The sequence below is a fragment of the Dysosmobacter segnis genome (genome assembly GCF_014297285.1).
GTDB classification, from domain to species: domain Bacteria; phylum Bacillota; class Clostridia; order Oscillospirales; family Oscillospiraceae; genus Oscillibacter; species Oscillibacter segnis.
Genome location: NZ_JACOQI010000011.1, coordinates 12,302 through 33,283, shown reverse-complemented (window position 1 = coordinate 33,283; position 20,982 = coordinate 12,302). Strand labels below are relative to the sequence as shown.

Here is a 20,982-nt window from a genome sequence, read left to right as displayed (position 1 = left end):
GTAACAAAAGCATGAAAACTGTCCGTTTGACCATGGCGCAGGCTTTGGTCCGTTTTCTGGAAAATCAGTACATGGAGGTTGACGGTGCCCAGCACCGCTTCGTCCGCGGCGTGTTCATCATTCCCGGCCACGGCAACGTGGTAGGTCTCGGTCAGGCGCTGAGCCAGGAGGCCAAGCACCTGGAGATCTATCAGGGCAAGAACGAGCAGGGCATGGCCCAGGCCGCCGTGGCCTTCGCCAAGCAGATGAAGCGTAAGCAGATCTGCGTTGCTACCTCCTCCGTGGGCCCCGGCGCCGCCAACATGGTCACCGCCTGCGGCACCGCCACCGCCAACAACATCCCCCTGCTGGTGCTGCCCGGCGACACCTACGCCTGCCGTCAGCCCGACCCCGTTCTGCAGCAGGTGGAGCACACCAACTCCCTGGCCACCACCACCAATGACGCTTTCAAGGCCGTGTGCCGCTACTGGGACCGCGTTGTCCGCCCCGAGCAGCTGATGAGCGCTATGATCAACGCCTTCCGGGTGCTGACCGATCCCGCAAACACCGGTGCGGTCTGCGTTGCCATGCCCCAGGACGTTGAGGGTGAGGCCTATGATTATCCCGTGAGCTTCTTCGCCAAGCGCGTCTGGCGTCTGGAGCGCCGCCCCGCCACCGAGGCCGCTCTGGCTGACGCTGCCGAGGCCATCCGCAAGGCCAAGCGCCCCATGATGATCTGCGGCGGCGGCGTCCGCTATTCCGAGGCGCACGCTGAGTTTCTGCACTTTGCCGAGGCCTTCGGCATCCCCTACGGCGAGACCCAGGCGGGCAAGTCCGCCACCGACTGGCTGCACCCCCTGAACTTGGGCGGCGTGGGCACCACCGGCTGCTCCGCAGCCAACGAGATCGCCCGGAAGGCCGATCTGGTCATCGGCGTGGGCACCCGCTACACCGACTTCACCACCGCTTCCAAGTGGCTGTTCAAGGATACCTGCAAATTCGTCAACATCAATGTCTCTGAGTTCCAGAGCCTGAAGATGGAGGCTGTCCCCGTGGTGGCTGACGCCAAGGAAGCCCTGCCCCGTCTGGAAAAGCTGCTGGAGGGCTATCAGACCGCCTATAAGGATGAGGTCAAGGTCGCCAAGGAGAAGTGGATCGATGAGCTGAACCGTCTGGATCACATCACCTTCTCCGACAAGAAGAGCTGGAAGCCGGAGATCAATGACGCCAACGCCGATTCCGCCAAGCGCTTCGCGCAGGACGTCAATGCCCAGCTGACCCAGACCTCTGCTCTGGGCGCCATCAACGCCATGATGAGCGAGGGCGACGTTGCCATTGGCGCCGCCGGCTCTCTGCCCGGCGATATGCAGCGGATGTGGCGTCCCACCGGCGTTGACACCTACAACATGGAGTACGGCTATTCCACCATGGGCTACGAGGTGGCCGGCGCTCTGGGCGTGAAGCTGGCCATTGGCGACAAGCACGAGGTCTATTCCTTCTGCGGTGATGGCAGCTTCAATATGCTCCACGGTGAGCTGATCACCGCCTGCCAGGAGCACAAGAAGATCAACATCTGCCTGTTCGACAACGCCTCTTTCGGCTGCATCAACAACCTGCAGGTTGGCCACGGCAACGTTACGCTGTGCACCGAGCTGCGCTATCGCAATAAGGATGGTCTGTTCGGCAACTTCATGAACATCGACTACGCCAAGGTGGCGGAGGCTTACGGCTGCAAGAGCTACACCGTCCGCACCATGGAAGAGCTGGTGGCCGCCTTCGAGGATGCCAAGAAGGTAAAGAACATCCCCGTCCTCTTCGACATCAAGGTCCTGCCCAAGACCATGACCGACGGCTATTCCTCCTGGTGGCGCGTGGGTGACACCGAGGTGTCCGAACGCAAGGAGAACCTGGCGGCTTATGCCGACCTGCAGGCTCACCTGAAGGAAGTCCGGAAGTACTAAGATCATTTTTGCTTACGAAAACCCATCCAAACTATAAAAAAGGAAGGTTACTAACATGGAAAAGGTATTGAAGATCGGCATTATCGGCTGCGGCGCTATCGGCAAGGATCACTGCCGCCGCATCATTGAGACCGTCCCCGGTGCTACCGTTGTGGCCGTGTCCGACTATGTGGCCGCCGCCGCTGACGACACCGCCGCCAAGTACGGCATCAAGTCCTACGGCAATGACTGCGACGGCATGATCAAGGATCCCGAGGTTGAGGCCGTGGTCATCACCTCCATCGACCCCACCCATCATGACTATGTCATGAAGACTCTGGCTGAGGAGAAGTGGTGCTTCTGCGAGAAGCCCCTGAGCCAGAACGCCGCTGACTGCGAGGACATCATCAAGCGCGAGCAGGAGATCGGCAAGCGTCTGGTGCAGGTGGGCTTCATGCGTCACTATGACCGCGGCTATGCCGAGATGAAGCGCATCATCGACTCCGGTGAGATCGGCAAGCCCCTGCTGATCAAGTGCTGCCACCGCAACGTTGCTCAGGGCCCGGGCTTCAAGACCGAGAACGGCGTCACCAACGTGGCCATCCACGAGCTGGACATCTGCCGCTGGCTGCTGGGCGATGAGTATGAGGATGTGCAGTGCGTCAAGGTCCGTCAGAGCTCCAACTCCAACAAGGGCTATGACAACCCCCAGGTCATGCTGATGCGCACCAAGAACGGCTGCTTCATCGACGTGGAGGTTCAGGTTGCTGACGGCTACGGCTATGACATCCAGTGCGAGGTCGTCTGCGAGAACGGCACCGTGAAGCTGCCCGATCCCTACGCTGTGGTCCGCCGCTCTCGTCCCGCCGGTTGGGACAGCGTCCAGCCCGCCGAGTCCATGCCCATCATGACCGACTGGAAGGAGCGCTTCATTGAGGCCTATGATATCGAATTCTGCAAGTGGGTGGAGTCTGTCCACGCCGGCAAGCTCACCGGCCCCTCCTCTTGGGACGGCTATGTGGCCTGCGTGGCTGGCGACGCTCTGAACGCCTCCCGCGGCACCTCTCAGTTCATGAAGGTGGAGACCATGGAAAAGCCCGAGATGTACAAGTAATCTCACCCCATCCAATATAAAACACGGAGCCTGGCCAATGGTCGGGCTCCGTGTTTTATGCTTTTTCGCAAGTGCCGGAGTTTTCTCCGGCGCTTTTGCTTTTTCGATACAAACGCGGTTCAGCGTTCAAACAGCTTCCTCACTCCACTTCTAAGTGAACGGACTTATGGAACTGAGGCTCCACCAAACCGGGGAGCTCCACCGCGTCGGTAAAATACAGATTCTCGACGTACTCCTGCAGCAGGGACACCACATAGGGATGGGGCCGCTCGTCAGGCCGCCGGGCCGCCACCGTCACCACCGCCGTTTTGGGTTGGAGCTTTTCCAGCAGCTTCCGGGAGGTGGAATCGAAGGAGGCATGGTGGGGCACCTTCAGAATGTCACAGGGGGTCAGGTTCACGGTCTCCCACACATGGGCGTAGGCGTCGCCGCCCAGAACGATCTCCTTGCCGTGGTAATACAGCCGCTGGCGCAAAGAGCACACGTTTATGGATTTGGCCCAGCGCACCAGTTCATATCCGTTCCGCTCTCCGTTGAAGGCCGCGTCATAGATCTCCTTCTGCCGCCGGTACAGGGCCGGTTCGCCGCAGAGGATATCCATTTTCAGGTCCGGCGTCAGCTGGAGGGAAATCGTTTCCGTCCCCTGCACCAATTCAAACTGCTTGATACGGTCGGGGTGGCTTTGCAGTGCCTCGGTATAGATCTGGAGGCAGAGAAGGGCGTTTCTCGCAGCCTTGGGCAAGTTGTTATCCGGATGGAAGGGGTCCAGCTCCGGGGCATTTTCCGGGGGCAGGTAGGTGGTATAAAACCGGTCGATGGTCACGGCATCCAGCACCCGGCCAAGACCGCCGATGTGATCCCGGTGGAAATGCGTGGCCAGAGCCACATCCAGATGGGTCACGCCCAATTCCCGAAGGAAATCTCCCGCATAGATCCGCTGAGACCTGGGATCCAGTTCTCCCGGATGATCGTCCCGTATCAGACAGTCATGGCCAAAATCCACCATCAAGGCAAACTTCTGCCGCGTCCCCTCCATCTCCCGAATGAGAATACAGTCTCCGTTGCCTATGTTGATAAAATCCAGAGCCAGCATACGCAGTCCCCCTCCTGTGTTGTTGTTACAAAGATACCATACTGCGTGAACGTTTACAATGAAAAGCGGTCCTTGCGCCAGCCAAAATTTCCGTTTGGATTTTGACAGTTCCCACAAGAAACCCGCGGCGGGCATTTTGCCCGCCGCGGGTTCTCTTCGTTTTGATCGGTTTCCCTTGAAAAGTCACGCTTTTCCGTAAATGACCGTCTGCTGCCAGCCGCCGGCTCCTTCCTCCGTTCCGGTGTCTGGCAGGAGGTCCGTTTCCGGCTCCGCAGGCTCCTCAGCCGGTGTCTCCGGCGGCGTGGACACAGCCCGGTTCTCCACTGCGATCTTCCGTGCGGTGATCCACTGCGCGCCATCATTCCAATAGACGGTGACGGTATCTCCCACGTTCAGCAGCGGGGCCTCCGGCACCTGCGCGGCGCTGACATACACGGAGAAGCCGCTCTCTCCTTCAAACCGAAGGTAATAGACGCTGGTCCCCTCGATCACGGCACTGCGGATCTCGGCGATGGTGCCCTTTGTCTCCTGAAGCGTCTGATCCTCCGCAGGCACCTCCGCGTCGGCCCGGTCGATGATGCCGTTATTCAGCAGCGTTTTCCGGTAATTTTCCTCACACTGGGCCACGGTCTGCCCCGTCTCCACAATATTGTACTGCTGGACGTTCACCATGGCATACATCTTCACCAGACCGTCCTCGCCCTTCAAAGCCATGAAGTAGGTGGGCTGGTCGGCGATATTCAGCAGCAGCGGGAAGGTGGCGGAATAGCGCATCTGCTGGACCTGGCTCTGAGCGGAGCTTTGGGCAGAGGTCTCCGTCGCACCGGCGCAGGGGTAGAACCGGGTCTCCTTGGTGCGCTGATTGGTGAGGATGAAGCCGATGTTGGACTGGTCGCTGGTAACGGAGGTCACGCCGGTGTACATATACACATCGTCATTGATGGCGATATAGTTCCAGCCCGCTGTGGTCAGCGTCACGTCCCGCTGGCCGAAGTAGGCGTTCAGAAAGCCGTTGTGGAACTGGCCGTAGTAGTCATACTGATCCATGATGATGTCGGAGGAGTACAGCCGGTCCACCCAGGTGGGCACATCCTCGTAATACTGGCTCTCGCCGCTGACGGCGTTCACCAGCACGGCGCCCTTCACGTCCGTACCGCCGAAAAGCCCGATGCGCTTGACGATCCGGGAGCAGACCCAGTAGGGGGTGCCCTCCTCGTCGATCTCAAACACCGGCTCGTCGAACATCATGGTGGGATACTGGAACCGCAGGTGGCGGTAGAGGTTCCGGGAGAAGTGCTCCGCCGTGGTATACTTCATGCCCTCGTCCAGCCGGACCACCTCCGCCTCCTGGGTCACCATGTCGATGACGATATAGGCAGGCAGGCCGTTGGAGCGGTTGGTGAACCACTTGATGAGGTCTCCGTAGGCAAGGCTCGTGACCCGCACGGGGCGGCCCTTATAGTTGATCTGGGTGTAGTTGGGCAGGATCTCAAACTGAGACACCATATCCGCCAGCTCACCCAGCTTCCGGCTGCCCAACCGGGCGGCGGAGTCGCTGTCCAGCATGGGGATCTGGTCATAGCGGATCTCCTCCACCTCCGTGACGAAGTCACCGGTGGTCAAGGGCAGCAGCTTGCTGTATGCCCCAGCCCGCAGCACCACCCAAGAGGAAAGGGAGCCAATGGCGATGGCTGCGATCATGGCGATCACCACGAAGAAGGGTATGGTGCACTGCTTTTTCACAAAGCCGAGATACCCTCTCGCACCGGTGCCCTGAAATCCGGAGGTCAGGACAGCGCAGCCGCAGTACACGGCGCACAGCAGGAACACAAAGAAGTAAAATTCCTCCGCATGGGGGTTCAGGGCGGGCAGCTCCACATAGAAGTACACCAGCCCCACCAGCGCCGTCACGGCGATGTTGATGAGGGTGCGGGTCACGGGAGTGCCGATGGGCTTCCGGGGCTTACGCTCCCGCTGAGGGCGCTCGCCCCCCTGTCCGAAATCTCCGGGGTTGAAGCCGCCGAAATTGAAGGTAAAGGGCATAGGGTTTGCCTTCCTTTCCAAAAGTTATCAAAACTGATACAAATTTATCATACCGGAAAAGTATGAACAAATCAAGGCCGCCCGCCGACGTTGGGCCAAAAGGTCCCTCTGCCGCCGAACGCGGCAGAGGGACCTTGATTTTATTGGAAGGGCCGTTACTTGGTGACGACCAGCTTGTCGTCCTCCACAGCCAGCTTGGCGGTGTCGCCGGTCTTGAGGGTGCCGTCCAGCATCTTCTCGGCCACAGCGTCCTCCACCTTGCTCTGGATGGCCCGGCGCAGGGGACGGGCACCGTACTTGGGGTCGAAGCCCTCCTTGGCCAGTTCCTTCACCGCCTCGTCGGAAGCGTCCAAATGGATGTCCATGGTCTCCATACGGTCCGCCACGGTCTTGAGCATCCGGCGGGCAACCTCCTCAATATTCTGCTCAGTGAGAGCGCGGAACACGATGATATCGTCGATCCGGTTCAGGAACTCCGGACGGAAGGTCTGGCGCAGCTCCGCCAGAACGGTCTCCTTGGCCTGTGCATAGGCCGCGTCGGCATCCGCCTCGGCCTTCTTATCGTCCGCGTCGAAGCCCAGCTTGGCGCCGGCAGCGGTCAGCGCCTTGGCGCCGATGTTGCTGGTCATGACGATGACAGTGTTCTTGAAGTCTACGGTGCGGCCCTGAGAGTCGGTGATCCGGCCATCGTCCAAAATCTGAAGCATGATGTTCCAGACGTCCTCGTGGGCCTTTTCGATCTCATCGAACAGCACCACGGAGTAGGGCTTACGGCGCACCTTCTCCGTCAACTGGCCGCCCTCATCATGGCCCACATAGCCGGGAGGGGAACCGATGAGGCGGGATACTGTATGCCGCTCCATGTATTCGGACATATCGATCCGGATCATGGCGTTCTCGTCACCGAACATGGCCTCTGCCAGAGACTTACACAGTTCCGTCTTGCCCACGCCGGTGGGGCCCAGGAACAGGAAGCTGCCGATGGGACGCTTGGGGTCCTTCAGACCCACACGGCCACGGCGGATGGCCCGGGCCACGGCCTTCACAGCCTCGTCCTGACCCACCACACGCTTATGAAGGATATCCTCCATGTGCAGCAAGCGCTGGCCCTCGTCCTCTGTCAGACGGGTCACTGGGATACCGGTCCAACCAGACACCACAGCGGCGATGTCCTCCGCGTTGACGTCCCGGTGCTCCTGATCATTCTTGCGGCGCTTGTCACGCTCGATCTCCACCTGCTCCTTGTAGTCCTTCTCGATGTCCCGCAGCTGGGCGGCCTTCTCAAAGTCCTGGGCGTTGATGGCGGCGTCCTTGTCCTTGGACAGGGCATTGATCTTCTCCTCCAGGCTCTTGAGTTCCTCGGAGGGTTCCTCCTGCTCCATCCGCACCCGGCTGGCGGCCTCGTCCATCAGGTCGATGGCCTTGTCGGGCAGGAACCGGTCATTGATATACCGGGTGGACAGTTCCACAGCGGCCTTCAGCGCCTCGTCGGTGATGTGCAGCTTGTGGTGCTGCTCATACTTCTCCCGCAGGCCCTTCAGGATCTCCAGCGTAGCCTCCTGACTGGGCTCGCCCACCGTCACTGGCTGGAACCGGCGCTCCAGAGCGGCGTCCTTTTCGATATACTTGCGATATTCGTTCAGGGTGGTGGCGCCGATGATCTGGATCTCACCGCGGCCCAGAGCGGGCTTGATGATGTTGGCGGCGTCCACAGCGCCCTCGGCGGAGCCTGCGCCCACGATGGTGTGCAGCTCATCGATGAAGAGGATGATGTTGCCGTTCTTCTGAACCTCCTGCATCACCTTCTTGATACGCTCCTCAAATTCGCCCCGGTACTTGGTGCCGGCCACCATGCCGGAAAGGTCCAGAGACAGGAGCTTCTTATCCAGCAGGTTCTCCGGCACATCGCCCATGGCGATCTTCCGGGCCAGGCCCTCGGCGATGGCAGTCTTGCCCACGCCGGGCTCACCGATCAGGCAGGGGTTGTTCTTGGTGCGGCGGGACAGGATCTGGATGACCCGCTGGATCTCGTCATCACGGCCGATGACAGGGTCCAGCTTGCCGGTCCGGGCATCTGCCGTCAAGTCACGGGTGAACTCTGCCAGCGTCTTGCTGCCCTTGCCGTCCTCCTTGGCGGAGCCGGCTGCCGGAGTACGGCTGTCGCCGCTCTGGGCTGCTCTGGGCGCGGCGGTGAGCTTCTTCATCAGCGCGGTATAGAGCTGACGGGCGTCCACGCCGGCGGACCGCAGAATACGGACTGCCATGTTGTTGCCCTCCCGCAGGATACCGGCCAGCAGATGCTCGGTGCCGATGTAGGCGTAGCCGCCCCGGATGGAATCCTCCATGGCGATCTCCACAACGTGCTTGGCGCGAGGGGTCAGACCCTGAGCGGGATTGCCGCCGGGAAGACCGGCGCCGACGCTTTTCCGAACCATTTCCGTCAGCAGGTCGTCGGTCAGGCCCGCCTCCGTCAGGACGGTGTGGGCCATGCCCTCGTCCTCACGCATCAGGCCCAGCAGCAGGTGTTCCGTTCCCACATAGCCGTGACCCAATTCGCCTGCGGCCTCTTGTGCCAGCCGCAGGGCTTCCTCCGCAGTGGGAGTAAATTTATTTTCATTCATAATTCAATACCTCTTTTATTCTGGGGTGTGCGTTTTGTTTGAACGCGCCTGTTAAGCGCTTTCCTTGCCGTCCTTGTGGGACTCCTTGGCCTCCTTGTGGGCCTCCTCCAGCTTGTGGATCTCGTCCCGCAACTGGGCGGCCCGCTCGAAGTTCTCCTCGTGGATAGCCTTCTTCTGCTCCAGCTTCAACGCATTCAGCTGACGCAGATAGGAGAACCGGATCTGTTCCTCATGGCTCATGAGGTCATCCTTCTTTTCCTCCTTGACCTCCTGCACCGGCGCTGCGCCGATGGCGGGCATGGCGTCGAAGAAATCATCGAAGGGGCTTTCCAGCATCCGGTTCATCCGACCCAGCAGAGAGGGCATGGGGCTGAAGAAATCTCCGAAGAAATCATCATTGCCAAAGAAGCTGTCCCGCATGGACGGCCGCCGGTTAAAGAGCTTCTGGGTATACCCCAGTTTTTCCGCGCAGGCCTGGCAGAGATGGTGTTCTTCTGTTCTTCCGTTGATGCTGCTGCGATATACAAAGCTGACTTCATTCTTTCCGCAATTCTCACATTTCATAATGCATTCCTCCATAAACTGTATATAAATTTTTTCTTAACTGTGTTGCGTGCCCTTCTTCAGGCGTTCAAACCTGAAGGATCAGCACCTGTCGCAGGATATCCGCCCGGACGGCGTCCCGGCTCTCCCGGGGTACCCGGCTCAGGGCCTTATCGCCCACGGCGGTGAGGATCGTCTGACCCATGTCCCGCTCCAACGCGCCGGACTGCACCAGATTGCTGAGGATGGCTCTGGCCGAAGCCAGATCCACGCTGCTGCCCAGACTGTTGATGACGTGCATCATCAGCGTCTGCCGGTCCACCTGCACCCGGGTGATGCGGATATATCCGTTGCCGCCGCGCCGGCTCTCTACGATGTAGCCCCGCTCCGGTGAAAACCGGGTGGACATCACATAGTTGATCTGGCTGGGTACACAGTTGAACCGCTGGGCCAACTCGCTGCGCTGGACCTCCAGCACACCGTTCTCCGCCGTATCCAAGCTATCCTGCAAAAAGCTGGCGATCAAATCTGAAATCCCCATGGGGACATCTCCTTTCTCGTCTCTGTCTTTTGACTTTGACTATCTTTAACCTTTGTTTGATTGTAGTATAGCACGATCTTTTCCAATGTCAATAGCTATTTTTGACTTTCTTTGACCATTTGTGTAAACAGTTTGTGAACGCTCATTTCCCCCATAGTTCGCATATGCAGTTCAATATCTCTAACCGCCGAAAGGCCCTGCTTTTTCCAATGTTTTTCCGATTTTTGTGACATTTTCACAGTTTTCTTTTTCCTTGGTAAGAATTTAACAAATCGCCCTTGCTTTTTAGAAATTGTATGATACAATGAAGGCACATTCTAATGGAGGTGTGTACACATGGCTTATAAGATTACTTCTGCTTGCGTCAGCTGCGGTTCCTGCGCAGACGTTTGCCCCGCCGGCGCTATCAGCCAGGGCGACGATCAGTACGTGATCGATTCTGCCGCTTGCCTGGACTGCGGTTCTTGCAGCGACACCTGCCCCAACGGCGCCATCGTCCCCGAGGAATAATTCTTAAAGGGATACATAAAACCGTCTCAGGCCCGATCCTGAGACGGTTTTTTTGTTTGCCGCCGGGACTTGCGAAGAAAGCGGTTCCCCTATATAATAATAGAAACGTTCAACGGGAGGTGACGGCGTGGAGCATTGGGAATACCTGAAACCGGACGGGCTGCGGTTCGTCTGGGATGATACGCTGTTCCGCCCCGGCACGGACTCCTTTCTGCTGTCCTCCCTGCCGAAGCTCTCCGCCGGACTGCGGGTCTGCGATCTGGGCTGCGGCACCGGCCTAGTGGGGCTGCTGCTCCTGCAAAGGCAGTCGGAACTGACCGTCACCGGGATCGATATTCAACCGGCGGCTGTGGCGCTGGCAGAGCGGGCCGCCGCCGAAAACCGCCTGACGGACCGGCTCACGTTTCGGTGTATCGACCTCCGGCAGGTGCGGCAGCATTTTTCCACCGGCTCCTTTGATCTGGTGGTCTGCAACCCGCCCTACTATCCGCCTGCCAGCGGAAAAGTCTCCGGGGACAGCGCCCGCCGCACTGCCCGCTCCGAAACGGAGGCGAGTCTGACGGATATCTGCACCGCCGCGTCCTATCTGCTGCGGTGGGGCGGAAAATTCTGTCTGGTCCACAAGCCAGAACGGCTGACGGACACAGCCTGCGCTCTGCGGGAGGCGGGCATGGAACCCAAGCGGCTGCGCTTCGTCCAGAACCGACCGGACACAGCCCCTTCCCTCTTTTTGATAGAGGGCTGCCGGGGCGGTAAGCCGGGGGTGGACATTCAACCGCCCCTTCTTTTGCAAACGGATACCGGCGCTCCCTCCTGGGAGCTGAACGCCATTTACTTTCGAGATCAGGAGGTCTGACCATGGCAGGCATTTTATATCTGGTAGCTACGCCCATCGGCAATCTGGGGGACTTCACCCCCCGTGCGGTGGAAACGCTGGAAAACGCGGACTTCATCGCTGCGGAGGACACCCGTGTGTCCATGAAGCTTTTGAACCATTTCGGCGTGAAAAAGCCTTTGATCAGCTATCACGAACACAATCACGTCACCGCCGGGCAGAGCGTTCTGAATCGACTGCTGGCCGGGGAATCCTGCGCTCTGATGACGGACGCCGGCACCCCCGCCATCTCTGACCCCGGTGAGGATCTGGTGCGGCTGTGCGCGGAAAACGGCGTGGAGGTCCGGGCCATTCCCGGCTGCTGCGCCGCCGTCAACGCCTTAGCTGTCAGCGGTCTGCCCACCGGACGCTTCACCTTTGAAGGGTTCCTCACTGTCAATAAAAAAAGCCGCCGGGAGCACCTGAATTCCTTAAAGGACGAGACCCGGACCATGATCTTCCACGAAGCCCCTCACAAGCTCCGCACCACACTGAATGACCTGATGGAGGCCTTCGGCCCGGACCGCCGGATCTCCCTGTGCCGGGAGCTGACCAAGCTCCACGAGGAGGTCCTGCGTTTCACCCTGGCCGAGGCCGTGGCCTATTACGAGGAGAACGCCCCCAAGGGCGAATACGTCCTTGTGGTGGCCGGAGCCGCTCCCAAAACCGGCGCCGTGGTGACGCTGGAGGACGGCGTGGCGCAGGTCCTCGCTCTGAAGGAACAGGGGATGCGACTGAAGGACGCCGCCAAGGAGGTGGCGGAGCACACCGGCCTTTCCAAAAACGAGCTGTACGCTGCCGCCTTGGAGCGGTAAGGGCAAAAAATCCCGGCACGGTCAAACCGCGCCGGGATTGCTTTATTTTGTGAAGTGCTGGTGGTCAAAAATGTGGTCTGAGCAGAAGCAGTGATAGCCCTGGCATTTGGAACAGTAGCGGAATTCCAGCTCCGGGTGGTCAGCGTCCGTGCGGCCGCAGACCTCGCACTTGTGGCGGTAGCCTCGCTCCGTCTCCGCCTTCTTCTGCTGCCGGACGGCGGACTTGAATTGAATGGTCTGTCTGGACCGCTGACGGCTCTGGATCCCCAAAATGCTCTTGATATCCTCCCAGAAGAAGATCACAAAGTTCAAAATTGCCACCACAGCGGCCAGAGCACTGGCGTAGGCACCGTACCGCACGGACCGAGCGATGTTCCACGCCATCAAAGCGATGTCCGCCCATGCCAGCCACTTGGCCTTCAGAGGGATCACCCCATAAAACCAGACCTGCGCGTCGGGATACATCACTGCGAAGGCCAGGAACATCGTCAGGTTGATGTAATAGGCGTCGGACAGGCTCCAGCCGTAATACCTCGTAGCCAGCGAGAGGATCACCGTGGACAGCACGCTGAACAGCATACCGCTGAGATAGTACAGGGTAAACTTGGCGGTGCCCCACTCCCGCTCCAGCGTCCCGCCCACGAAGTAGCAGAAAGACAGCATGATGAACAGCGATATGGGGCGATAGGTAAAGGGCAGCAGCACAAAGGTCACCAACCGCCACACCTCGCCATGAAGCACATGGTAGAGGTCAAATTTCAAAAAGCTCAGGGCCGCTGCCCCGGCGAACAGCGTCAGGATGTACGTCACCGCATTGGCGATAACAATGTAGAGCATCAGGTTCGGTATGCCGAAACGAGGATGGCTGTACGCAAACCGGTCGATCCATTGGTTCAGTTTCTTCAAAACGGGTCCTCCTGTCATTCGTTCAGGTATCCCGGCGGTCCAGACCCACCGGACAGATAGCATTATTATAACCGTTCCCTGCGGAAAAGTCATCTTTAAATTGTGAACGTTTTCCGCCTGATAAATTTTTATAAAAAGATTCTCCGTTTTCGGTTGACAAACCGCCCCAATCTATGGTAAACTAATCAAGCGTTTGAGAGCCGGAGAACTCCTCTGCCGATGGAGAGATGTCCGAGTGGTTTAAGGAACCGGTCTTGAAAACCGGCGAGGCGCAAGTCTCCGTGGGTTCGAATCCCACTCTCTCCGCCAATTTCATAAAACACCATCGACCTGCGGAAGTACCCAAGAGGCCGAAGGGGCTCCCCTGCTAAGGGAGTAGGCTGGATAAAACCGGCGCGAGGGTTCAAATCCCTCCTTCCGCGCCATAAGGTGGCAACAATTCGGATATTTTAAGCGCAACGCTTAGAATACCAAAGGGTTGCCACCTTTTTTTATTTCAAATTCTGCGCTCAGAAAAAAAGATATTTTCGCGTTATTTTGGTAACCGGGGAGATTTGAACTCCCCTTTTCACAGATTCAAAGGCAAAATCCTGAGAAGCGCCCTTTTTGCGGGCGCAAAATAGAGCGATCTTTCCTCAAAATTTTATACGATCTTTCGGGCGTCTGTTTGTTGGTTTCGTCGAAGCCATCAAAAAGGCGCCCTTTTTCATTTCACAACTTAATCCGTCAACCGGCCGGAGCATTTCAGGATGCTCCGGCTTATTTTTTTGCTTACGAGGAGGACTCCAAAATGAACAATCAGAATGAAACCGCGCAGCTCCGTTTCCTTGAAGAAACCGCCATCCGGCTGCGACAGAATGGTTTCACGGTGGAGCCGATTGAGGATCACCACCTGCCCGTCTGCTGGGAAAAAGGGCGTCTCTGCCGCGTATCCGGCAAGGGCAGCGTGTTGTACCGGCAAGAGAACGTGGACAGTATTCGGGCGCAGGATGCGCTGCAAACCGTGATCGACACCGCCAAAATGACTTCGGAATACATGGCGATTCTGGAAACCGCGCCGCGGCTCAAAGCCAGCGGACTGGATGGCGACTACCGTATCCTCGCGGACTTCGGTGACGCGGTGCTGGCGGGCCACCCCACCGAGCACGGCGTCCAGTTTGTGACTTGGGAGTGGGACTATGACCGAGAGGGCGTCCATCACGGGCACTATTTCCAGGACGACTACGATGCCGCCAAGCGGGACTTCACCGTGCGCGGCGGGCTTGTTCAAAAAGGCGCCCTTTTCGAGCCGGAGCAGCTTGCGGAGATCTACCGTGCGCTGGCGTTCGTCCGCGAGCAAGACGAAACCCTTTCGTGCGGACGGGATCAGGAGCTGGCGGAGCTGATGGAACAGGTCGACGGACTGCTGCCTGCGGATGCTCCGCGGCAGCGGGACGCACCGGAACAGAGCGGCATGACAATGAAATAAGTATCCACGCAGGCCGAGCATTTTTGCTCGGCCTTTTTATTTTACGAGGAGGAAAAGATGATGGAAATTTACGGCACGATCCACTTCAAACTCATTCTTCCGCACTTCCCCGGCTTTCAGCAGGAGCCGCTGCCAGCGCCTGTTTGCAGCCGCTCCCCGGAATGTGACGGCTGCCCTTACCCCCGCCATGGCTTTCTCTGCTGGGGTGCGGACGGGACCTGTCTGCGGACCAGAATGAACAAAATCAACGGATTGGAGGAAAACACAAATGATGATTCAAGCGGTTCTCGGTAATCCCAACCACCCGGAATACGGCGTGGCGACCATCCCGTTCCCCATCCCCCGCGACCAGTACGCACACTGCATGGAGCTGTTGGAGGCACTGGAGATCGGCGACGCGGTCAAGGCGGACTGTAAGGTGGAGAAGATCGACAGTTTCTACACTGTCCTGAAACGAGCGGAAATGCTCGCGGTCAATGTGGAGGAGCTGAACTACCTCGCCAAACGGCTGGAAAGCTTCGATACCGGCGAGGCCGCGCAGTTTCAGGCCATGGCCCACAAGCTGGAATTCTTCGAGCTGAAAGATCTCATCAACCTGACCTTCTGCTGCCAGCAGGCCACGGTCATTACCGACTTTTCCGACCTCGCCGCTGTTGGCCGCGACCACTACATGAACCTGCACGGCGGCAGCGCCAAAACAGAGGAATTGGATGCGCTGGATGGCGAGGAAACCGCGCGGCGGCTCATTGAAAACGGCGGCGGCACGATCACACCCTACGGCGTAGTCTACGACAACGGCATGAAGTTAGAGCAGATCTATGATGGCCGGCTCTTCCCCTGCTATTACTATGAGCCGAACGCCATCACCGTTGCGGTGACCTCCAAAACCGAGCCGGAGGACACCGAGCACGCCACATGGCTGTACCTCCCCATGGAGCGGGAGGAAATCGACCGCGCCCTCCTTCGCGGGGACATCACAGATCCCGCCGATGTCCGCCTGCGGCTGGAGGACAGCCAGCTCCCCAATGAGGTGGATATCCTGTTGGATATGGAGTACGAAACCCTCTCCGACCTCAACGAACTGGCAGAAGCGACGGATGGGTTGTCAAATGCGGATATGGAAAAGCTGGGGGCTGTGGTCATGCTGGCAAAGCCAAAGTCCGTGGCACAGATCAAAAACCTTGCGGAAAGTCTTGACCTCTTTGACTTTGCCCCCGGCGCACACTCTCCCGCCGAGTACGGCAAGTACATGATCCGCCAGTCCGGTCATTTCGACTATGACGAAAATCTCGACGCTTTTTATGACTATGAGAAGTACGGCACGGAGCGCATGAATGATGAGGACGGGATGTTCACTGACCGGGGCTATATCGCCTACAAGGGCTTTTTTCGCTTGGAAGAAGTGATGAACGGAAGCCAGAGCAGCCACATGGAGATGAGAGGGCTTTCACGATGATCATTCGGGCGGAACTGAAATGTAAGCAGACCGGGTGCGAGGCAGACACCTGCGCCGTGGCTGTATGGATTTTGAGAAATACGGTCAGGACTGCATGGAAAACGACTGCGTGATGGAAACGGAGTTCGGCCTGCTGCGGCGTTTGGAGCCGCCCTTCCCGGAGCAGACGCAGGGGCAGAGGATGATGTAAGTAAAAGCGGCTCGATCCATTTGGAACGAGCCGCTTAATAAGCAGACAAACTTGAAATTGTGATGTAGAAAGCCCTTAACAAGCCTGCTGAGCTGCTGTTCTATCAATCGAAAGTGAAATGCTATTTGTTGGCATATAAATGGCAACCTTTTACATGGTCATTGACAATCCCTATTGCCTGCATATAGGCATATATAATTGTACTACCAACAAACTTAAAGCCAAGCTCTTTTAAGTCTTTACTAATTTGATCTGAGAGTGCAGTCCTTGCGGGTATATCAGTTTCAGTTTGGAACTGATTGAGAATTGGCTTACCATCAACATAAGACCATATAAACGAATCAAAACTGCCATACGATTCTTGGATTTTTATAAACTGTTGAGCATTTGTTATTGCTGATTTGATTTTTAACCGATTACGAACAATGCTGCTATTTTGCATTAGCTCTTCTATTTTTGCATCATCGTACAGCGCTACTTTTTTGCAGTCAAAGTTATCAAAAGCAATTCTAAATGCCTCTCTTTTGTTTAGTATTGTCAGCCACGATAGTCCTGCCTGCATACCTTCAAGTATTAACATCTCAAATAATTTATTCTCATCATGAACGGGCTTTCCCCATTCATTATCATGATACTCTTTATATAAGTCGGTAGTTGCCCATGAACATCTTTGTATCAATTCTTCCATAAGTTTCTCCGTCCTATAAACTCACTTTTGTTTGCCACATCATAGCACACCCCCAAAAATGTGTAAAGCCAAATTCTACACCGAAAGGAGATCTTAACCTTGAAAGATGCAACACAATTTCATATCCGTCCTGCCCGCCCGGAGGAGGCGGGCTTATTTTATGCCCAGCACCCCGAAGAAAATAAGCGTCTTGGCGCTGTCGGCTGTGTCCGCATGGACTTCGGGCGCAGCGGAAACGAATTTTGGCATACATGGTGGCCTCGTGGCCCGGAGGAACTGAACAGCCCCGCGTTCAAAGCGGAGTTGCAGCAGATCGTTGGTAAGCTCCGTGAAGATGTGCTGAAAAACCGCTTCGCGATGGAGCGTTTCTGCTATGACCACGGCGGAAAAATCGACGGTGGCTATGTACAGAACTATGGCTACATCGTGGAAACGGAGCGCTACCGATACTGTCTGCGCTGCAACCCCTCTCCGGGCGATTATAACGGCTACCTCGCGGTATACGATTTGGCCGTCCAGCGGCAGAACACGGCGCGGGACAAGCCCCTGGTGGGCCGCGTGTCCTATGCCAACGGCGATACACAGGAGTTTACCGATGCCGAAGCCTTTCTCAAGTGTGTGCGGGAAGAACTTCCGTATCGTCCGACCACAGGTCTGCGCTATGAAGTGGTGACCGATGATCCCGCCGTCCGCAAGGCAGTGGACGATATCGTTTTTGACCTTTATGGCGAGGAAAATCCCCGTCAGTTGGAGGAATATCAAAAAATGCCCGATCAGGGCATGACAATGGGAGGAATAAAATGATGGACAGAAAAATGGTGAATTTTATCAAGGAGCAGTATCCCCCCGGCACCCGCATCCGGCTTAATTCGATGGAGGACCCTTATCATCCCATTCTTCCCGGCACGGAGGGCGAAGTGGACTTCGTGGACGATAAGGGGCAAATTTTTATGAAGTGGGACAATGGCCGCACGCTGCCGCTCGCCCCCGGCGAGGACAGCTTCACGGTGCTGCCGCCCAAGCTGACCACGCTCAAGCTGTATATGCCCCTGACCGCCGATCTCTACGAGCGGAACGAGTATGGTGACTTTGACGATAGCAGCACATTGCTGGAGGGCAGTGAGCTGCGGGGCTATCAGGATCAGATCACGGCGGCGCTGGTGAAAAACCGGATGCCGGAGGAAACCGAGCGAGGTCTCATGCATTGGTATGATGAAGCCGACAGCGTTGACCACAAGGTGCGCTCCGCCGTCTTCACCGTAGAGGAACGTGACCGGCAGCTCTGGGGTGTGGCGGAATGCCGTGTCGCCGGGGAATTGTCGGACACCGAAATGGATACTTTGAAAGAGTTTATCACCGGACAGGCTTCGGACGGCTGGTGCGAGGGTTTTGAGCAGCGGGAGATTTCCGTGGATGACGGCGGTGAATTGTATGTCCACTTTTGGAATTCGGACGAGTGGAGTATCCAGACGGAACAGGAATTGTTCGCCCCCAAACTCCGTGAGCAGAATGGGATGAAAATGGGAGGGATGACTCTTGGGTAAGAAGATATTCGAGGTATATCTTGCGAAAGAAGACGTACCCAACAACGAGGCGTATGCCAAGCTGGAACTGCCCGCCTCCCCGTGGGAGCTGTGGGACGCGATGGAAAAGGTGCGGCTGAAGGATGGCGAAGCACTGTACATGGAGATCGACGATTACTATGCTTTCGAATATCTTGCCCCGCATTTAGAGGAGCTGGATATCAGTCTCAACGAGCTCAACGACCTTGCCGCAAGGCTTGCGACGTTGGATGAGGTACAGGGGATCGCCTTTGAGGGACTGTTCTCCATGGAGGTGCAGAAAAAAGTAAACACCAACGGCGGTATCATCACAATGCAGGATATGAGAGATCTGGCTGTCAGCGCAAAGACCGACTGTTATCATGTAGTGGATGCCGCAGATGACGCCCAGCTTGGCCGCTTCTACGCGGAAAACGACTTTGTCCCCGAACTGGACGGCGTATCCAACGAGGTGTTCGAGATGCTGGACTTCGCCGGCATCGGAAGAATGATGCGGTGCAGTGAAAACGGCGTTTTTGTGGACAGTCTGTATGTACTGCGGGATGGCGAATTGACCACCGCGCCGCCCGTCCAAAAAACGCTGCCGGGAAAGCCGGGATACCTCTTCCGGCTCACGCTCGGACTGCATCCCGACATTGGCGATGCGCGCACGGTGACACTGGATCTTCCCGCAGCAGAGGCGGAGCTGCTGGACGCGCAGGAACAGCTCGGTGTGGAGGGCTGGGAGGGCGTCACGGTCATTGATTATGACGGGATCATCCCCTATGCGGCGGACTTCACCGATCTGCCCATGGAGCTGGAGGAATTTAACGCCTTCACCAAGGCCGCACGGGACATTCCGAGATCCGAGGTGCCAAAGCTGAAGGCTCTGCTGGAGCAGTTCGAGGTACGGGACATCGAAACCGCCATGGGCTTGACGGAGCATCTGGCGGACTACGTCCTCACGCCGAAGATCAGTTCACCGCAGGAAACTGCCATCGACCAGCTTCACTTCATGACGGATGACCACCCGGCGGAGCTGTTGCTCTCCCATGTGAACCTCTACGCCTACGGCTGCGACATCATCAAGGAGGACAATGCAGTGCTTTCACCCTACGGCCTGCTGCACCGTGCGGACTATCAGCCCATGCTGTCACCAATGCAGGAAACACAGAAAATGGAGATGAAGATGAAATAACACCGCCTTGACCCGCGAACGCGGATCAGAATCATTTTAGGGGCCGTATTCCCGGAGGGGGAAAGCGGCCCCTTCTTTTTTGCGCATTGTCCCTTCCTCCGGGAGTACAGTCCCGGAAAGGAAATCACAATGCAAAACGAAAAAATTCTTGCATATCTCGAAGGCTCCTGTTTCGGAAAAGCGAACCGCGCCAGCGGAACGGAGCTGGAGCGGACCCTCCATATCAGTGGGACTTGCCTGCGAAAGCAGGTCAACCGGCTGCGGTGCAAGGAGCACCCCATTGCCAGTGACCGCAGCGGCTACTTCTATGCCACCAATGCCGACGAGGTCTATGACACCATCCGCCAGCTAAAGCAGATGGTATCCGGACTGGAGGCGGCCATCAGCGGTCTGGAACGGTCTATGGAACGCTTCCGGGAGCATGGGGAGGCCGGACATGGCTAAGCCGCCCTTTCCGTGGATCGGCGGCAAGGAGAAGATCGCGCCCTACATCCTGCAAACCTTCCCTGCGAAGCTGGCGCAGTATGTGGAGCCCTTCGGCGGCAGCGGCGCGGTGCTGCTGGCGCTGCCCCAGGACCCAAGCCGCTTGGACATCTATAATGACTTGGACGCCGAGCTGGTGAACCTGTATTCCTGCATCAAGGAGTGCTCCAACGTTCTGCTGCGGGAGCTGAAATTCCTGCCCATCCACAGCCGCAGGCTTTTCGAGTATTACCGTGACTTTGTCGCCCACAAGGAGGTCTACTATCAAAATGTGCAGGCAGAGATCGCGTGTCTGGGCGACCGCTCCTGTTTTACGGAGGAACAGGCCGGGGAGCTGCTCCCCATTTTTCAGGAGCGGCTGGCACTGTTCGATGTAAAACGGGCGGCGGCGTATTACCTCGCCATCCGGGGCAGCTTCAGCGCGACGGTCACCTCCTTCGGCGTCAAGGGCATGGATGTTGAAAACCTTTTGAAACTGTTTCCACCTGTGTCCGCACGGCTGAAGGACGTGCCGCTGGAGAACAAAAACGCCTTGCAGCTCATTCGGGAGCGGGACCGAGAGGACGGTCTCATCTATGCCGATCCACCCTATGTCAAAACGGAGCGGATCTATCGGATCGTAGGAAAAACCAGACATTTTCGTAAATTCCATGTCCGGCTGTGGCAGGTGCTGTCTGCCTGCAAGGGCTATGTCGTCCTCTCCTACAATGACTGCTCCTTCATCCGCAAACTCTATAGAGACTGGTACATTTTATCCTTCCAGCGCGGCAACCCGCTGTCTCAGAAAAAGGGCGCGTCCTTTGGCGAGCTCATCCTCACCAACTATGACCCCCGCCCTTATATGACCCGGCAACTGAACCTCTTTGACGAATCTCTGGGCGAGTGGGAACTGAAGCTGGTCCACATTCCAAATCATCCACCAAGACGGAAAGAAAGCCCAGCCGGATGTCGGGCTTCCAACCAAAACTTATTACAATAG

At 57.4% G+C, this 20,982-nt stretch carries 21 protein-coding genes and 2 tRNA genes; 16 read left to right on the top strand and 7 right to left on the bottom strand.

Annotated features, from left to right (window positions below):
• Positions 1–11 precede the first annotated feature (11 nt).
• Positions 12–1,940: a 3D-(3,5/4)-trihydroxycyclohexane-1,2-dione acylhydrolase (decyclizing) gene (iolD, locus tag H8Z83_RS11575; protein WP_187015179.1), complete on the top strand. Its 1,929-nt coding sequence runs from the start codon at positions 12–14 to the stop codon at positions 1,938–1,940.
• Positions 1,941–1,995: 55 nt separating this feature from the next.
• Positions 1,996–3,033 (top strand): Gfo/Idh/MocA family protein, encoded by a 1,038-nt coding sequence (locus tag H8Z83_RS11570; protein ID WP_187015178.1) that lies wholly within the window; start codon positions 1,996–1,998, stop codon positions 3,031–3,033.
• A 139-nt stretch (positions 3,034–3,172) separates the two neighbouring features.
• On the opposite strand, the gene H8Z83_RS11565 is transcribed toward H8Z83_RS11570, so the two are convergent.
• From H8Z83_RS11565 to H8Z83_RS11545, 5 genes are all read right to left on the bottom strand, one after another.
• Complete coding sequence (locus H8Z83_RS11565; protein ID WP_187015177.1) at positions 3,173–4,126, bottom strand: ComEC/Rec2 family competence protein; 954 nt, start codon at positions 4,124–4,126, stop codon at positions 3,173–3,175.
• Between the two features lie 183 nt (positions 4,127–4,309).
• Positions 4,310–6,169, bottom strand: a complete 1,860-nt coding sequence (locus H8Z83_RS11560) for a CvpA family protein (protein WP_243184958.1) — start codon at positions 6,167–6,169, stop codon at positions 4,310–4,312.
• Between the two features lie 155 nt (positions 6,170–6,324).
• Positions 6,325–8,790: an ATP-dependent Clp protease ATP-binding subunit gene (locus H8Z83_RS11555; protein ID WP_187015176.1), complete on the bottom strand. Its 2,466-nt coding sequence runs from the start codon at positions 8,788–8,790 to the stop codon at positions 6,325–6,327.
• Between the two features lie 51 nt (positions 8,791–8,841).
• Positions 8,842–9,354, bottom strand: coding sequence for a UvrB/UvrC motif-containing protein (locus tag H8Z83_RS11550; RefSeq protein ID WP_187015175.1), 513 nt, complete (start codon positions 9,352–9,354; stop codon positions 8,842–8,844).
• Between the two features lie 67 nt (positions 9,355–9,421).
• Positions 9,422–9,874 (bottom strand): CtsR family transcriptional regulator, encoded by a 453-nt coding sequence (locus tag H8Z83_RS11545; protein ID WP_187015174.1) that lies wholly within the window; start codon positions 9,872–9,874, stop codon positions 9,422–9,424.
• Positions 9,875–10,210: 336 nt separating this feature from the next.
• Between H8Z83_RS11545 and fdxA the strand changes: the two genes are divergently transcribed.
• From fdxA to rsmI, 3 genes are all read left to right on the top strand, one after another.
• Entirely contained in the window at positions 10,211–10,384 is a 174-nt protein-coding gene (gene fdxA, locus H8Z83_RS11540) for a 4Fe-4S ferredoxin (RefSeq protein ID WP_187015173.1), read from the top strand.
• A 127-nt stretch (positions 10,385–10,511) separates the two neighbouring features.
• Positions 10,512–11,240: a tRNA1(Val) (adenine(37)-N6)-methyltransferase gene (locus H8Z83_RS11535; protein WP_187015172.1), complete on the top strand. Its 729-nt coding sequence runs from the start codon at positions 10,512–10,514 to the stop codon at positions 11,238–11,240.
• 2 nt (positions 11,241–11,242) lie between these two features.
• Complete coding sequence (rsmI, locus tag H8Z83_RS11530) at positions 11,243–12,073, top strand: 16S rRNA (cytidine(1402)-2'-O)-methyltransferase (RefSeq protein WP_187015171.1); 831 nt, start codon at positions 11,243–11,245, stop codon at positions 12,071–12,073.
• A 42-nt stretch (positions 12,074–12,115) separates the two neighbouring features.
• On the opposite strand, the gene H8Z83_RS11525 is transcribed toward rsmI, so the two are convergent.
• Positions 12,116–12,979: a DUF1751 domain-containing protein gene (locus H8Z83_RS11525; RefSeq protein ID WP_187015170.1), complete on the bottom strand. Its 864-nt coding sequence runs from the start codon at positions 12,977–12,979 to the stop codon at positions 12,116–12,118.
• A gap of 221 nt (positions 12,980–13,200) precedes the next feature.
• Between H8Z83_RS11525 and H8Z83_RS11520 the strand changes: the two genes are divergently transcribed.
• From H8Z83_RS11520 to H8Z83_RS19895, 6 genes are all read left to right on the top strand, one after another.
• Positions 13,201–13,288 (top strand) — tRNA-Ser (locus H8Z83_RS11520).
• 23 nt (positions 13,289–13,311) lie between these two features.
• Positions 13,312–13,404, top strand: a tRNA-Ser gene (locus tag H8Z83_RS11515).
• A 365-nt stretch (positions 13,405–13,769) separates the two neighbouring features.
• A complete protein-coding gene (locus tag H8Z83_RS11510) occupies positions 13,770–14,447 on the top strand; it encodes a hypothetical protein (RefSeq protein WP_187015169.1) in 678 nt (225 codons plus the stop codon).
• Positions 14,448–14,504: 57 nt separating this feature from the next.
• On the top strand, positions 14,505–14,741 hold the full coding sequence (locus tag H8Z83_RS11505) for a hypothetical protein (RefSeq protein WP_187015168.1): 237 nt from the start codon (positions 14,505–14,507) through the stop codon (positions 14,739–14,741).
• On the top strand, positions 14,716–15,903 hold the full coding sequence (locus tag H8Z83_RS11500; protein WP_187015167.1) for an antirestriction protein ArdA: 1,188 nt from the start codon (positions 14,716–14,718) through the stop codon (positions 15,901–15,903). The genes H8Z83_RS11505 and H8Z83_RS11500 overlap by 26 nt, the downstream gene beginning before the upstream one ends.
• Before the next feature lie 64 nt (positions 15,904–15,967).
• Positions 15,968–16,093 carry a hypothetical protein gene (locus tag H8Z83_RS19895; RefSeq protein WP_256435335.1) on the top strand — a complete coding sequence of 42 codons (126 nt, stop codon included), beginning with the start codon at positions 15,968–15,970 and terminating at the stop codon, positions 16,091–16,093.
• 121 nt (positions 16,094–16,214) lie between these two features.
• On the opposite strand, the gene H8Z83_RS11495 is transcribed toward H8Z83_RS19895, so the two are convergent.
• The gene (locus H8Z83_RS11495) at positions 16,215–16,781 is read right to left on the bottom strand and encodes a DNA-3-methyladenine glycosylase I (protein ID WP_118758347.1); all 567 of its coding nucleotides are present in this window, start codon (positions 16,779–16,781) and stop codon (positions 16,215–16,217) included.
• Positions 16,782–16,880: 99 nt separating this feature from the next.
• Here H8Z83_RS11495 and H8Z83_RS11490 point away from each other — a divergent pair, with 99 nt between their 5' ends.
• From H8Z83_RS11490 to H8Z83_RS11470, 5 genes are all read left to right on the top strand, one after another.
• Positions 16,881–17,585 carry a hypothetical protein gene (locus tag H8Z83_RS11490; RefSeq protein WP_187015166.1) on the top strand — a complete coding sequence of 235 codons (705 nt, stop codon included), beginning with the start codon at positions 16,881–16,883 and terminating at the stop codon, positions 17,583–17,585.
• Entirely contained in the window at positions 17,582–18,325 is a 744-nt protein-coding gene (locus H8Z83_RS11485; protein WP_187015165.1) for a DUF4314 domain-containing protein, read from the top strand. Before H8Z83_RS11490 ends, H8Z83_RS11485 begins: the two co-directional genes overlap by 4 nt.
• Positions 18,318–19,520: an antirestriction protein ArdA gene (locus tag H8Z83_RS11480; RefSeq protein ID WP_187015164.1), complete on the top strand. Its 1,203-nt coding sequence runs from the start codon at positions 18,318–18,320 to the stop codon at positions 19,518–19,520. The genes H8Z83_RS11485 and H8Z83_RS11480 overlap by 8 nt, the downstream gene beginning before the upstream one ends.
• Positions 19,521–19,649: 129 nt before the next feature.
• Positions 19,650–19,964, top strand: coding sequence for a hypothetical protein (locus tag H8Z83_RS11475; RefSeq protein ID WP_187015163.1), 315 nt, complete (start codon positions 19,650–19,652; stop codon positions 19,962–19,964).
• The gene (locus tag H8Z83_RS11470) at positions 19,957–20,982 is read left to right on the top strand and encodes a DNA adenine methylase (protein ID WP_243184955.1); all 1,026 of its coding nucleotides are present in this window, start codon (positions 19,957–19,959) and stop codon (positions 20,980–20,982) included. The genes H8Z83_RS11475 and H8Z83_RS11470 overlap by 8 nt, the downstream gene beginning before the upstream one ends.

Excerpts from the sequence above, each read along its gene's own strand:
- H8Z83_RS19895 (WP_256435335.1), top strand. The coding sequence starts at position 15,968 with ATGGATTTTGAGAAATACGGTCAGGACTGCATGGAAAACGACTGCGTG.
- rsmI (WP_187015171.1), top strand. The coding sequence starts at position 11,243 with ATGGCAGGCATTTTATATCTGGTAGCTACGCCCATCGGCAATCTGGGG.
- H8Z83_RS11495 (WP_118758347.1), bottom strand. The coding sequence starts at position 16,781 with ATGGAAGAATTGATACAAAGATGTTCATGGGCAACTACCGACTTATAT.
- H8Z83_RS11565 (WP_187015177.1), bottom strand. The coding sequence starts at position 4,126 with ATGCTGGCTCTGGATTTTATCAACATAGGCAACGGAGACTGTATTCTC.
- H8Z83_RS11470 (WP_243184955.1), top strand. The coding sequence starts at position 19,957 with ATGGCTAAGCCGCCCTTTCCGTGGATCGGCGGCAAGGAGAAGATCGCG.
- iolD (WP_187015179.1), top strand. The coding sequence starts at position 12 with ATGAAAACTGTCCGTTTGACCATGGCGCAGGCTTTGGTCCGTTTTCTG.
- H8Z83_RS11550 (WP_187015175.1), bottom strand. The coding sequence starts at position 9,354 with ATGAAATGTGAGAATTGCGGAAAGAATGAAGTCAGCTTTGTATATCGC.
- fdxA (WP_187015173.1), top strand. The coding sequence starts at position 10,211 with ATGGCTTATAAGATTACTTCTGCTTGCGTCAGCTGCGGTTCCTGCGCA.
- H8Z83_RS11560 (WP_243184958.1), bottom strand. The coding sequence starts at position 6,169 with ATGCCCTTTACCTTCAATTTCGGCGGCTTCAACCCCGGAGATTTCGGA.
- H8Z83_RS11505 (WP_187015168.1), top strand. The coding sequence starts at position 14,505 with ATGATGGAAATTTACGGCACGATCCACTTCAAACTCATTCTTCCGCAC.
- H8Z83_RS11570 (WP_187015178.1), top strand. The coding sequence starts at position 1,996 with ATGGAAAAGGTATTGAAGATCGGCATTATCGGCTGCGGCGCTATCGGC.
- H8Z83_RS11545 (WP_187015174.1), bottom strand. The coding sequence starts at position 9,874 with ATGGGGATTTCAGATTTGATCGCCAGCTTTTTGCAGGATAGCTTGGAT.
- H8Z83_RS11510 (WP_187015169.1), top strand. The coding sequence starts at position 13,770 with ATGAACAATCAGAATGAAACCGCGCAGCTCCGTTTCCTTGAAGAAACC.
- H8Z83_RS11485 (WP_187015165.1), top strand. The coding sequence starts at position 17,582 with ATGATGGACAGAAAAATGGTGAATTTTATCAAGGAGCAGTATCCCCCC.
- H8Z83_RS11555 (WP_187015176.1), bottom strand. The coding sequence starts at position 8,790 with ATGAATGAAAATAAATTTACTCCCACTGCGGAGGAAGCCCTGCGGCTG.
- H8Z83_RS11475 (WP_187015163.1), top strand. The coding sequence starts at position 19,650 with ATGCAAAACGAAAAAATTCTTGCATATCTCGAAGGCTCCTGTTTCGGA.
- H8Z83_RS11500 (WP_187015167.1), top strand. The coding sequence starts at position 14,716 with ATGATGATTCAAGCGGTTCTCGGTAATCCCAACCACCCGGAATACGGC.